The sequence below is a fragment of the Paracoccus sigandri genome (genome assembly GCF_003709565.1).
Lineage (GTDB): Bacteria > Pseudomonadota > Alphaproteobacteria > Rhodobacterales > Rhodobacteraceae > Paracoccus > Paracoccus siganidrum.
The window spans coordinates 1-11933 of record NZ_QNRC01000057.1; the positions used below are offsets into that span (position 1 = coordinate 1).

Sequence of the window (11933 nt, forward strand, 5' to 3'; positions counted from 1 at the left end):
GTTCTCTTGATCTGTCCAGGCCCCGTTCGACATCGCGCCAGGCTAGGGGCCGAAACTGCGTTTGTCATCAGAGACTTCGCGCAAAACTCCCAAGACATACCAACGACCACGCCGCCCGTGTCGCGTCGCCATCGGCTTTGAGACAACCCGGAACCAGCGAAACCCGGGCGCAACGCGATCCCGTCAGTTCGTTGAAATCTATTGGAATTTTGAATCCGTCTCGCCGGGAGCGAGGGGCGGGTGGAAAGAGACGGTGGGCGTTCGGAGACCGATCTTGCGCGGCGGGTCTGTCTCCGAAGGGCGGATGGTGCCTGCAAACCCCTTTGGCACATAAAGAAAAAGGCCCCGCGAGGGACCTGTTTTCGGGTTTGCACTATGCAAGTGGCGGAGCGAGAGGGATTCGAACCCTCGAGACGGTTCCCCGCCTACACACTTTCCAGGCGTGCGCCTTCGACCACTCGGCCACCGCTCCGTCGGGGATCGTCTAGCCCGCCGAAGCGGGATGCGCAAGTCAGAGCTTTGAAATCCGGCTCTGAAGCTCGGCAAGCTGGCGGCGGATCTCGGCCATGTCCTCGGGACTGTCGGGCTCGGTCGGCGCCTCGCCGGCGGCCGGCTTGCCGCGCGGGCGGCGGGGGGTGTCCGAGGCGGTCTTGCCGGGATCGGCCTCGTCGGCCAGGTCCTCGGGCTCGGGGCCGGAGCTGCCGCCGCGCCAGCCGCCCATCAGTGCCTTCAGGAACATCTGCTGCTGGCGCTGCAGCGCCTCGAAGCCGGGCATGCCCGACATCGGATGCGGCATGGTGGCCATGTTCTCCATCAGCTTCGACTGGCTCTCGCGCAGCATCTCGAAGCTGGCGGCCAGGAATTGCGGCACCACCGATTGCGCGCTGGTGGTATAGCTGCGGACCAGGTCGGTCAGGACATCGACGGGCAGGACATTCTCGCCGCGGCCCTCGTGTTCGGCGATGATCTGCAGCAGGTATTGGCGCGTCAGGTCGTCGCCCGACTTCAGGTCGACGATCTTGACCTCGCGCCCGTCGCGGATGAAGGCGGCGATGTCTTCCAGCGTGACGTAGTCGCTTGTCTCGGTATTGTACAGCCGGCGACTGGCATAGCGTTTGATCAGAAGCGGCGCAGCGGATGCGGCCATCATGGGCCCCTTTTGCAGTCTGGTTTTCCGCATGATGAGTGCAGCGCAGCGAAAAGGCAAAGAAAAAGTCCGGCCACGCCGCCGCGCGGCGAAAAGCCCGCGATCCGGCGGCCGGGGCGCCGCCGCAGGGGGTGGCTGGAACGACGAAGGGGGCGCGGGTCGCGCCCCCTTCCGGATTCGGTTTGCCGAAGCGCGATTACTTCACGGTCGCGGCGGCAGTGGCCTTCTTGACGGCGGCCTGCGTCTCGCGGGTGGCTTTCTCGGCCACTTTCTGCGCGTCGCTGGCGATGTCCTTGCCGGCGGTCAGCATCAGGTCGACGGTGTCCATCTGGACCTTCTTGGCGACTTCGGCATAGGCGGCCATATGCTCGGCGGCGACTTCGGTCGAGGCCGAGGCGAAATCGGTCACGGCCTTCGCGTAGTCCGAGGGCTCTTCCTTGCTGGAGGCCAGCTCGCCCATGCGGGCGATGGTGTCCTTGGCCCACTGGGCCGAGATCTCGGTCGAACGCTCGGCGGCGGTCAGCGCCACGCGGGCCAGCTTCTCGCTCAGCGCGGCTTGCGATTTCAGGGCTTCCTGGACCGAGGAGGTGTCGATCGGGAAGTTCGACAGGATGTCCTGGAAGGTCTTGGTCAGATCGGGGGTCTTAGCCATGTCAGTCTCCATTTCCGCGGCAGGTGATGGGAGTGGCCACCGCGTGCTCTCGATTACGCGACCAATATGAATGCTGCGCTGCAGCATTTCAAGTATTTTTCGCCGCGACGCAGAAATAATGGCCGCTTCGGATCGCTGTTTTCGCTAGCAATCTGGAATTCCTGAAAAGATTTTCCGGTTTCAGATCGCCCTTTCGTGGACATAGCGGCCCGGCGCCGGCTCCAGTCCGGGTCCGGGGTCGCGGGCGGGCACCATTTCGCCGGCGCGTTCCGCCAGCCAGGCGCCCCAGACCGGCCACCAGCTGCCTTCCGCGAAGCTGGACGAATCACGCCAGGCCTGGAAGCCGTGGGTGAAATCGGCGCCGCCGGTGTAATGGCCGTATTTCCGCTTGCTGGGCGGATTGACGATCCCCGCGACATGGCCCGATTCCGACAGGATGAAGCTCTTGTCGGCGGATCCCATCTGCGCCACGCCCTGCCAGCAATCCTTCCAGGGCGCGATATGGTCGCCCTCGCAGGCGACAGAGCAGAGCGGCACGGTCACGTCCGAGATATGCAGCCGGTGGCCCAGAAGCTCGAAGCCGCCATTGGCGAAATCGTTGCGCTGGCACAGCCCGCGCAGATATTGCATCGTCATGCGGCCCGGCAGGTTGGTGCTGTCGCCGTTCCAGAACAGCAGGTCGAAGGCCGGGGGGGATTCGCCCATCATGTAGCTGCGGATCGCCGGGCCCCAGACCAGGTCGTTGGCGCGCAGGAAGCTCATAGTGCGCGACATCAGCGGCGCCATCAGCAGCCCGTGGCGCTCGACCTCCTCGGCGATGCCGTTGACGAAATCGTCCTGCAGGAAGGTGGTGAACTCTCCCTGGTCGGAAAAATCGGTCAGCGTGGTGAAGAAGGTCGCGGAATTCACCCGGTCGTCGCCGCGCTGCTTCAGCAGCGCAAGCGTCAAGGACAGCGTGGTGCCCGCGATGCAATAGCCGACCGCGTTCAGCTTCGCCTGGCCGGTCAGTTCGCGCACCTTGTCCATCGCCTCCAGATAGGCGCCGACGTAATCCTCCAGCCCGGTATCGGCGAAGCTTGCGTCGGGGTTCTTCCAGCTGACCACGAACAGGGTGTGGCCCTGGTCGACGATCCAGCGGATCAGGCTGTTCTGCGGCTTCAGGTCCAGGATGTAGAACTTGTTGATCCAGGGCGGGAAGATCACCACCGGCAGGGCATGGACCTGGTCGGTGGTCGGCGCATACTGGATCAGCTCGAACAGGCGCGTGCGGTGGACCACGGTGCCGGCGGTGGTGCCGATGTTCTCGCCCACCGCGAAGGCGTCGTGATCGGCCAATGAGACGATCATCTCGCCGCCATGCCGCTCGACGTCGCGCACCAGGTTCTCCAGCCCGCGCACCAGGCTTTCGCCCTCGGTCTCGACCGCCTTTTCCAGCGCGTCGGGATTGGTGGCCAGGAAATTGGTCGGCGCCATCATGTCGATGACCTGGTTGGTCAGCCAGTTGACCCGCCGCCGCGCGACCTCGTCGGGCATCTGCAGATCCGCGGCGGCGTCCTTCATCGCCTTGGCGTTGATCTGGTACTGCTTCATGACGAAGTTGAAATAGGGATGGCTGTGCCACAGCGGATGCTTGAAGCGCTTGTCGCGCGGGGCTTCCTCTTCGGGCAGGGCCAGCTTGCCGCGCGCCAGCGCCATCTGCGCGCGGGCGTAATGCTTCAGCGTCTCGCCCCAGAAATTCACCTGGTGCTCGATGATCCGCGCGGGCTGTTCGGCCAGCGTCTTCATCCATGCCCCGGCGGCGGTCATGTAGAGTTCGGGGCTGGGACCCTCGACGCCCGGATCGTGGAGGGCGCGATCGCCGAAGGCGGCCACCAGCCGCTGCCCCAGCGCCTCGATCCGCTCGATATTCCCGGCCAGCTTCTTCGCCGTCGGCGCGTTCGAGCCGAAACCCAGGCGGCCCAGGGCCTCCTCGATCGAGGGCATGGCCTCGGCCTCGCCATGGGCGGCGTCATCGACGGCGCGGGCCGAGGCCTCTTGCGACAGCGGCGCGGGGTCCGGCGGGGCGACGGGCTTGCCGCGCGGCTTGCGGGCGGGCCTGGCGGGTGCCTTGGTGGCGGCAGCCTTCGCGCCGGCGGGGGCGGCCGTCTTTTCGGCGGCGGCGGCCGGCTTGCGGCGGGCGGCGGGCTTTCGCTGCAGTGCAGAATCGGTGCTGTCGAATGCGCGCCGGCGCGGGGTCGCGGATCCTGCCGCGGCACGCTTGGCCGCGGGCTTGGGGGCGGCTGCGGCCGGCGTCTCGACCGGGGCCTCAGGGGTCGCATCGGCGGCTTTCGCGGCAATTTCGTCCGTCTTTCGGGTCGAGGCCTTCACGCCTTTTCCAGATGTTGCCTTATTGCCCCTGCCGCGCGCAACTTTCGTACCTGCCCTGCCGGTGCTGCTTGCCATGGCCCCAATTCCCCCCTAAGAACGATCCGATCATATGCGCAGGGCGGGCGTAGCGTAAACCCGGCTTTTCTTTGTTCCCACCGCACCTTCTCCACGCGCAAGATGACCGCCGCAACGCAGCAAAGGGTGACCTGCCATGCCGATGAAAGGGGTCAAGGGGATCATTTCCTACGACGCTATGGAAACGATCCGGAATACCAATGAATGGATGGGCGCCTCGGCGCGCGCCATCGCGTCCTATCCGGCATTCGCACTGATCCCCCATCCGGCCTTCAAGCTGATGAGCGCCTGGGGCCGGGTGATGGAGCGCAGCTTTTCCCGGATGGTCATCAAGCCCGACTGGGAGATCCCGCCGATCGCGGGCGAGGACGGCCAGGACCATATCGTCTATGTCGAGCCGGTGCTGAAGCGCCCCTTCGGCGACCTGATCCATTTCCGCGTCGCCCGCCGCGATCTGATGCCGCGCAAGGTGCTGCTGGTGGCGCCCATGTCGGGCCATTACGCGACGCTGATGCGCTCGACCGTGACCTCGCTTCTGCCGGATTGCGAGGTCTATGTGACCGACTGGCACAATGCCCGCGACATCCCGGTCAGCGAGGGCAAGTTCGACATCGAGGATTACACCAAGTACCTGGCCGATTTCATCCGCGAGCTGGGTCCCGACACCAATGTCATCGCGGTCTGCCAGCCGGCCCCGCTGGCCTTGGCCGCGACCGCGCTGCTGGCCGAGCAGGAGCCCGCCGCCCAGCCCCGCACCCTGACCCTGATCGGCGGGCCGGTCGATCCCGACGCCGCCGCCACCGAGGTCACCGATTTCGGCAACCGCCTGACCATGGGCCAGCTTGAACACCTGGTCATCCAGTCGGTCGGCTTCAAATATCGCGGCGCGGGCCGGATGGTCTATCCGGGGCTGGCGCAGCTGACCTCGTTCATCTCGATGAATGCCGAGACCCATGCCGGCGCCTTCATCGACAAGATCTACAACGAGGCGCGCGGCACCGCCTCGGAAGGCGACAAGCACAACAAGTTCTACGACGAATACCTGGCGGTGATGGACATGACCGCCGAATTCTACCTGTCCACGGTCGAGCGTATCTTCAAGAAGCTGGAGATCGCGAAGAACGAATTCACCGTGGATGGCCTCCGCGTCGATATCGGCAAGATCACCGATGTCGCGATCATGACCGTCGAGGGCGCGAATGACGACATCTCGGCGCCGGGCCAATGCGTGGCGGCGCTGGACCTGTGCACCGGCGTGCCGGAGGCGAGGAAGAACCAGCACCTGGAACCGGGCGCGGGGCATTATGGCATCTTCGCGGGCAAGTCCTGGCGGCTGAACATCCGGCCGCTGGTGCTGGATTTCATCGACGACAATGCCGCCGGCGCCAGGCCCGAGCTGGCCCGCCGCCGCCGCAAGCGTGCCGATCCCCTGCGCGACTGCGGGGCCAGCGACCCGCTTGGCGACAACAGCAAGATCGCGGTCTGAGCCGCGCGTCGCGGGCCGGGCGCATCGCCCGGCCTTCTGCGTTCAGCGCGCGGCGGCCCGCAGCACCTCTTCGACCGACTGCCCGATCAGCTGCAGGCAATCGGGGGTCGAGAAGCGGTGGTCGGCGCCCTTGACCAGCAACAGGCGGATATCCTCGCCCGTCGCGTGGTCCAGCAGCCGCAGCGCCCAGTCCACCGGCACGTCCTCGTCCGCCGTGCCCTGCAGCATCCGCACCGGGAAGGGCAGCGGCAGCGGCCGGTCCATCACCAGGTGGTCGCGCCCGTCCTCGATCAGGCGGCGGGTGATGACATAGGGCTCGTCGCCGTAGTCGCTGGGGGTCTCGACCCGGCCGTCGCGCAGCAGCGCCTCTCGCTGCTCGGCGCTGAAGCCCGCCCAATAGCCCTGCTCGGTGAAATCCGGCGCCGCCGCGATGGTGACCAGCCCGGCCACGCGCTCGGGCATGGCCCGCGCCAGCAACAGGCCGATCCAACCGCCCATGCTGGAGCCGACCAGCACCTGCGGCCCCTCGGTCAGCGCGGTCAGCACGGTCGCGGCATCCGCGAACCAGTCGCCGATCGAGCCCTCCTCGAACGTGCCGCTGCTGGCCCCGTGCCCGGAATAGTCGAAGCGCAGGAAGGCCTGCCCGGTCCGGTCTGCCCATTCCTGCAGCCACAGCGCCTTGGTCCCGGTCATGTCCGAGCGGAAGCCGCCCAGAAACACCACCCCCGGCCCGCGCCCCTTGCGCCCTTGCCAGGCGATGCGCCGCCCCTGCGGCGTCTCCAGCATCTGCGTCATGCGCCCCCTCCTTTCGCGTTTTGCCGGCCGTTTCTTCCCGCGGACCGGCCCAAGGGGAGTGGAACGTTTCCGCCCGAATGGCAAGGACGCCCTTGCCGCGCAGCCACCGGCAGGCATGGCGGATCAAGGTGGCGGGGGTCCGTCGCGACCGGGAGGATTTTTTTCGATCTTGTGCGGATTGGGTCTTGTTCTCGCGCCCGCCTCGCTGCTAGACCCCTGCGCGGAGACGTGGCCGAGTGGTCGAAGGCGCGCCCCTGCTAAGGGCGTAGGCGGGGAACCGTCTCGAGGGTTCGAATCCCTTCGTCTCCGCCATTCATCATTGATTTTTAATGATAATCTTGGCGCCCCGATCTCATACCAGCCATCATGCCCGCCATCACATTTGCGCTTGATTTGACCTGATCCAGATTCGCGGCGGGCTACCCTATCTGCGCGGCACCTGCATCGCGCTGTCCCTGAACCCCCACCCGACATATTGACAAAACCTGACAAAAGGGCGCCCCGGCATCGCTGGATCAGGGTTCCTGACGTTCTGACGAAACTGACACAACTGACGAAATCCACGCTATGCGTGTTTTGAGGTCGTTGCTTCGCCTTGCGGTTGGCTTTCGTCAGTTGTGTCAGGGTGTCAGTATGGCGCCGGGCTACAGGTGAGGGCATCGTGAAGGAACTGATAATCGGCCTGTTCATCGCAGGAGCCATCCTGCTTGTCGTCTATGCCGGGCTTCAACATATGGTCGAGACGTTCGTTCGCGACCTGCCAAATCAGTAACGGGTGCCTGATAAGACGCTGGGCTGGCGCCTTTTTACGGCGTCTAAAAACCCGGCGCTGAGAATGACCCCATGTCCCTTGCACGGGCGCGCGTATCGCGCTGCGAATCCAGCAGGCCGCATCACCCTATGCCGCGCGAGGGTGCGTCGCGCCGTGCCGTTTCCATAGGGTGACAGGAGGGTCGGCGCCGCTTGCATCCATCAAGGAGACGCGGAAGGGCTATACCCCACACCCGTCTGCAATGCCCTCGCTTGCTCTCAGCGAAACAGGCATTCTTTGAACCAGCGGGTTAGACATTGATCCAGATCAAGGACAGGAAACGCGGCCTCGGTCATGGGTGCCGATTCTACTGCGTCGTCTCATCTGTCCGGGTTCTGCTTTTGCGTGCCGCCCGCCGCTTCCTGCGACCCAGCAACATCGGGATGGAGCCGCCCCAGAAGACGATGGCCGTAGGATTGCCCGTGCCGCATCGTGAGCAGCGCAAGCCGCGCGCATAGGCCTGCACATCCAGATCGTTCCCATGTCGGGAAACCAGATCCTCCGCCCGTATCGTCGTTCTATGACCGCAGTCCCGTTCGTTCGCACAGCAGATGGCTACGCGGTAGCCAACCGGCCATGAAGTCATGCCTGTTCTCCTTTGCGCGCAGATGGCCCCGCAAGAAGTGGAACTACAAGTCCTGGCGATGTGGAGGTAGACCAATATCTGATGGTCGAACAGAAAGTCCGCACTGGGGATAGGGGCTTCGGTCGGTCCGGGCGGATACGAGGGGATCAGGCACCATGATGGGCCACGTAGATGCCGCTGAGTTCTGGCTACCCTTGGCCCTAGCCATCTGATGCGGCATACCTTCCGCCAAAGCGGATTATGGAGTCAGTTTGAACGAAACGTTTCTACTTTCGATGGCCTTCCTGGTCACTGCCTTACTGTATGCGGCGGTCGGGCAGGCCGGGGCATCAGGTTATATTGCCGTCATGGGGTTAGCGGGTTTTGGGCCGCTTGCCATGAAAACGACGGCGCTCTCGCTGAATCTGCTGGTTGCAACAATCGGCTCGATCCTGTTTGTTCGGGCCGGGCAACTGTCATGGCGAAATGTCTGGCCCTTTGCCATCCTGGGCTTCCCCTTCTCGATGCTGGGCGGCGCAGTTCACTTGCCCGAAAGTATCTACTTTCCAGCTATCGGGGGTGTCCTCATCCTCTCGTCGCTCCAAATGGCCCGCACCGCTTTTTCCAACAAGAAAGCGGGCTCGGACAGGATGGTCATGCCGCCATTCGCAGCGGCATTGGCTGTTGGGGCAGTCATTGGCTTCGTCTCGGGGACAACTGGCACGGGTGGAGGGGTATTCCTTGCGCCGGTTATCCTGGCAATGAACTGGGGAACTGCGCGGGAGACGGCGGCGACTACGGCCATTTACAATCTCATCAACTCGCTTGCAGCGCTGATCGGGGCATATGCTGTCTGGGACCATATTCCATCATCGCTTCCAGCATGGCTGGTTGCTGTTGCTGTCGGCGGGTCCACCGGCGCCTATCTCGGGAGCCGTTATCTCTCCGACCGCTGGTTGCGTGGGGCGCTATCGCTTCTGCTGCTGATGTCGGGCATCAAGCTTATCTGGTAGCGACCGTTATATCCGCAGCCCGGACGTGGCCAACACCAACTGGGGTTCATTCGGGAATGACCGGATGTCGAACCACTTGAAGCAGGTGCCGTCCGGGTTGCGGCGGTCGCCCGAGGATATGGGGAAGCCGTTCGATGCCTGCCGGATCAACCCGGCACGGAAGGCGCGCAGATCCAGCAGCCACCACAGGTCAAAGCCCGTCTGGGCAACGTTCGCATGGCCGTAGAACAGCCAGTCGCCTTCGCCGTTCACTATCTTCGCCAATTCAGTGGGGTTGCCGGACGGCAGGCGCGAGCGGATGGTGAAATCGTAGGGATAGCGCCCGGCATAGCCATGACGCCGCACACGGGCCGCTATCCTCACGTCCCGGCCATCCAGCATCAGCAGATCGGTTGCCTGCCGCATGTCCAGGTGATCCGGGGCCACGCTGAGCAGGTGGGCGCCGACAATGCGGCGGATCTCGGGAATGAATTGATCGGACCAATGTCGGTTGATGGAATAGGCCGCGTCCATGATGCTGCGCCGGTTGTTGAAAGGATCGGCGCCCGACCGGAGCCGGGCGCTGTAGGGTTAGGCCGCACGCTTGCGCGCAAGCTCTTGCTTGATCTGGTTCTGGACCTCCTGATGGGTCTTCTCCATCTGGACCCTCATCGCCTCGACAAGCCCGACTGTGGCGTCCCGGCGCTGCCGGGAGTATTCGTCGTCAGCCGCCGTCATGCCGTCTGTGGTCAGTTCCAGCGCGGACAAGAGGCAGGACAGCTTGGAAAGTTCGAGGCTGATATCTTCCAGGGAAGTGGCGGTGCTCATGCCGGTTCCTCCGAGCGGTGCGGCGTTCCTGTGCCGAACCACAGCCAATCGAGGCTCAGGCCGGTGTTGCAGCAGTAGTGAAGGATTTCATCGGTGAACGTCCCGCCTTCGCCGTGTTCATCGATCAGGATGTGCTCGGGCGGGGTCGTGCCAGTCTGCGCGGCGAACGCTTCGAGCCGCTGGCGGACTTCCGGTGCAATCGGGGGATACACAGACGCGTTCATGCCACACCCCCGGTCAGCGCACGGGCCTCCGCGAACAGTTCGCTCTGGTCAAAGTCCGGGATGATCTGCCCGCGAGCGGTCTCCACGATGACCTTGGCCGCGAAATCCCGCGCGTCCTGGCTGGGGATTGCCATCATCTCGTCCTCGATTTGCTCAATTTCGTTCCAGAACATGCGGTCCAGAATCTCATCGGCGTCGGCACCGTCCAGAATGGTGCTGTCTTGCCCGAAGGCCAGCGCCTCATCCACCAGCGCCTGATGACGGTGGAACAGGGCGATGATACGGCTTTCGGGGACCTCCCCCGACATGCCCGCAGCCGGGACGGCGCCAGCCGCCAGCGCCACAGGGGCCAGTTTCATCAGTTTACGGCGATTCATGTTCAGTTCTCCTTTCCAGGTGATTGATCTGCCAGCAGTTCACGCACCGCGAGTTCCAGCGGCAGAATGGGAATGATGAGGCCCGCGCCCTCGGCCTGGGCTTCAACCACACGGATGTAGCTCCAGATCAGATCAACCGCGCGTTGATGCCGGTCATGGACAGCGGGGCAGCACATGCTCAGGCCTCGCCGCCCAACCGTTCAAGGCGACGATGCGATGCCCGGATGGCCTCCCGCTGGTAGCGGACGGCTTCCCGGATCGACCGGAAGTCGCCTGCGCCGGTTTCGATTTCATCAAGCGCCAGCCGCAGCTTGTCGGCAATCAGCGCGCGCTCGGTGACGGACATGTGCCGATCCGCAGCCTGCAGGCGTGCGTCATCGGTCGCCCCCGGCTTGGGGTCGTTGTCGAACATTCCAGTTCCTCCTGTGTATTGCGGTCAGGCAGGCGCGAAGGCGCTGTTTCCATTGCGCGAACGCTTACCGTGTTATAGATATGATACAGGGTAAGCGTCTTGTCAACTACCCTGTAAGCGAAATATGCAACACGGTGGTATTATGACGCCCGCGCAACTTCGAATGGCCCGCAACGCACTACAGTTGGGCGTGAGAGACCTCGCAGAACTGGCCGGGATTTCCTTCACGACTATCAACCGCTTCGAGACCGGCAAAAGCGGCCTGCAACTTTCGACAGCGGAAACACTCCGCAAGACACTTGAAGCCCGTGGCATCCAGTTCCTCGAAGGGGGGCAAGTCGCGACGGGGCCGGGGGTGGCGATGAGAGACGGCCAGGAATGAACAATACGAAGCGCATCAAGGAACTGCGCCGTGCCCGTGAGCGGATGAAGCGGCAGTTGAAAACCTGCCCGGATGAACTCAAGGTGGTCAACGCCTGTATGCTCATCATCCTGCAAGAGCGCATGGTGGAGGTATTGGGCACAATTGAAGAACATGTCGAACTGGCGCAGTTACGGAAGGCCATGAAACCCGAATGGTTGGAAATGCTGCCTCGGGTGCGCGCCATGGCGCCACCTATTCCAGTGTAATGGAGGATGACATGCACGATGACGCCCCAAACATCGTCTACTCAGGGGAAAGCCAGTCCTTCGTCGTGGACGGCTACCGCTTTGATATCCAGATCTACCGGGGTGAGGACGAAGCGGAGTGGTTGCTGGAAGTTGTGGACAGTGCTGGCGCCAGCCACGTCTGGGAAGATCGGTTCCGCAGCGACAAGGACGCCCGCCACGCTGCGCTTAATGCGCTTGAGGACGTCGGCGCAGAGGCCTTCATGCGCGGTGACGAACAAGGCGACGTGGTGCCGTTTCACAAGTGACGATGGCCACGGATCTTGCGTAGCTATCTCGTCATCCTTGCCCTGGTCCTGATCGGCTATGCCGCCGCTCAGATGGTGGATTTCAGGATAACCTGGGGCGAGCGGGGAATGGGGGCGTATCCGGGCGGCACGCTGAGTCCCGAGGAAGTCGCGGAATCTGGCCTGCCCCCATAGGGTGGTCCGGTTTCAGCTTTAATGCATGATCGGCTTTTCTGCCATGGCCTGTGCAGATGACGGTGCCGATCCACGCGGCGGCGCAGGCCAGATGATGGCCTCCGGTGCCGG

At 63.9% G+C, this 11933-nt stretch carries 16 protein-coding genes and 2 tRNA genes; 7 read left to right on the forward strand and 11 right to left on the reverse strand.

Annotation, left to right across the window (positions count from 1 at the left end; translation table 11 throughout):
- Positions 1-382: 382 nt before the first annotated feature.
- The 4 genes from C9E82_RS22745 to phaC all read right to left on the reverse strand — a co-directional run bounded on the left by C9E82_RS22745 (position 383) and on the right by phaC (position 3782).
- Positions 383-472: transfer RNA gene (locus C9E82_RS22745), tRNA-Ser, on the reverse strand.
- A gap of 39 nt (positions 473-511) precedes the next feature.
- A complete protein-coding gene (gene phaR / locus C9E82_RS22750) occupies positions 512-1147 on the reverse strand; it encodes a polyhydroxyalkanoate synthesis repressor PhaR (protein WP_119896289.1) in 636 nt (211 codons plus the stop codon).
- A gap of 196 nt (positions 1148-1343) precedes the next feature.
- Positions 1344-1799 carry a Phasin gene (locus C9E82_RS22755; protein ID WP_119896275.1) on the reverse strand — a complete coding sequence of 152 codons (456 nt, stop codon included), beginning with the start codon at positions 1797-1799 and terminating at the stop codon, positions 1344-1346.
- 180 nt (positions 1800-1979) lie between these two features.
- Positions 1980-3782 carry a class I poly(R)-hydroxyalkanoic acid synthase gene (gene phaC / locus C9E82_RS22760; protein ID WP_240643383.1) on the reverse strand — a complete coding sequence of 601 codons (1803 nt, stop codon included), beginning with the start codon at positions 3780-3782 and terminating at the stop codon, positions 1980-1982.
- A 637-nt stretch (positions 3783-4419) separates the two neighbouring features.
- Between phaC and phaZ the strand changes: the two genes are divergently transcribed.
- Positions 4420-5727, forward strand: coding sequence for a polyhydroxyalkanoate depolymerase (phaZ, locus tag C9E82_RS22765; protein WP_244936066.1), 1308 nt, complete (start codon positions 4420-4422; stop codon positions 5725-5727).
- Positions 5728-5769: 42 nt separating this feature from the next.
- On the opposite strand, the gene C9E82_RS22770 is transcribed toward phaZ, so the two are convergent.
- The gene (locus C9E82_RS22770) at positions 5770-6522 is read right to left on the reverse strand and encodes an alpha/beta hydrolase (RefSeq protein WP_119896277.1); all 753 of its coding nucleotides are present in this window, start codon (positions 6520-6522) and stop codon (positions 5770-5772) included.
- A gap of 222 nt (positions 6523-6744) precedes the next feature.
- Between C9E82_RS22770 and C9E82_RS22775 the strand changes: the two genes are divergently transcribed.
- Both C9E82_RS22775 and C9E82_RS22780 read left to right on the forward strand, forming a co-directional pair.
- Positions 6745-6834, forward strand: a tRNA-Ser gene (locus C9E82_RS22775).
- Positions 6835-8194: 1360 nt separating this feature from the next.
- Positions 8195-8911: a sulfite exporter TauE/SafE family protein gene (locus tag C9E82_RS22780; protein ID WP_244936067.1), complete on the forward strand. Its 717-nt coding sequence runs from the start codon at positions 8195-8197 to the stop codon at positions 8909-8911.
- 6 nt (positions 8912-8917) lie between these two features.
- Here C9E82_RS22780 and C9E82_RS22785 read toward each other — a convergent pair whose 3' ends face one another.
- From C9E82_RS22785 to C9E82_RS22805, 6 genes are read right to left on the reverse strand one after another with little or no spacing between them, the layout of a single operon-like run.
- Positions 8918-9424 carry a hypothetical protein gene (locus C9E82_RS22785; protein ID WP_119896279.1) on the reverse strand — a complete coding sequence of 169 codons (507 nt, stop codon included), beginning with the start codon at positions 9422-9424 and terminating at the stop codon, positions 8918-8920.
- Between the two features lie 57 nt (positions 9425-9481).
- Positions 9482-9718, reverse strand: coding sequence for a hypothetical protein (locus tag C9E82_RS22790; protein WP_119896280.1), 237 nt, complete (start codon positions 9716-9718; stop codon positions 9482-9484).
- The gene (locus C9E82_RS22795; RefSeq protein WP_122449401.1) at positions 9715-9942 is read right to left on the reverse strand and encodes a hypothetical protein; all 228 of its coding nucleotides are present in this window, start codon (positions 9940-9942) and stop codon (positions 9715-9717) included. Before C9E82_RS22795 ends, C9E82_RS22790 begins: the two co-directional genes overlap by 4 nt.
- Complete coding sequence (locus tag C9E82_RS22800) at positions 9939-10319, reverse strand: hypothetical protein (RefSeq protein WP_119896282.1); 381 nt, start codon at positions 10317-10319, stop codon at positions 9939-9941. The genes C9E82_RS22795 and C9E82_RS22800 overlap by 4 nt, the downstream gene beginning before the upstream one ends.
- A gap of 2 nt (positions 10320-10321) precedes the next feature.
- Positions 10322-10495 (reverse strand): hypothetical protein, encoded by a 174-nt coding sequence (locus C9E82_RS24705; protein WP_170161955.1) that lies wholly within the window; start codon positions 10493-10495, stop codon positions 10322-10324.
- A 2-nt stretch (positions 10496-10497) separates the two neighbouring features.
- Positions 10498-10731: a hypothetical protein gene (locus tag C9E82_RS22805; RefSeq protein WP_119896283.1), complete on the reverse strand. Its 234-nt coding sequence runs from the start codon at positions 10729-10731 to the stop codon at positions 10498-10500.
- 124 nt (positions 10732-10855) lie between these two features.
- Between C9E82_RS22805 and C9E82_RS22810 the strand changes: the two genes are divergently transcribed.
- Genes C9E82_RS22810 through C9E82_RS24710 form a run of 4 tightly spaced genes read left to right on the forward strand, consistent with a single transcriptional unit; the run spans position 10856 to position 11822 of the window.
- Complete coding sequence (locus C9E82_RS22810) at positions 10856-11113, forward strand: helix-turn-helix domain-containing protein (RefSeq protein ID WP_244936068.1); 258 nt, start codon at positions 10856-10858, stop codon at positions 11111-11113.
- Positions 11110-11361, forward strand: coding sequence for a hypothetical protein (locus C9E82_RS22815; protein WP_119896284.1), 252 nt, complete (start codon positions 11110-11112; stop codon positions 11359-11361). Before C9E82_RS22810 ends, C9E82_RS22815 begins: the two co-directional genes overlap by 4 nt.
- 11 nt (positions 11362-11372) lie before the next feature.
- Positions 11373-11648: a hypothetical protein gene (locus C9E82_RS22820; RefSeq protein ID WP_119896292.1), complete on the forward strand. Its 276-nt coding sequence runs from the start codon at positions 11373-11375 to the stop codon at positions 11646-11648.
- A 15-nt stretch (positions 11649-11663) separates the two neighbouring features.
- Positions 11664-11822 (forward strand): hypothetical protein, encoded by a 159-nt coding sequence (locus C9E82_RS24710; RefSeq protein WP_170161956.1) that lies wholly within the window; start codon positions 11664-11666, stop codon positions 11820-11822.
- Positions 11823-11933 lie beyond the last annotated feature (111 nt).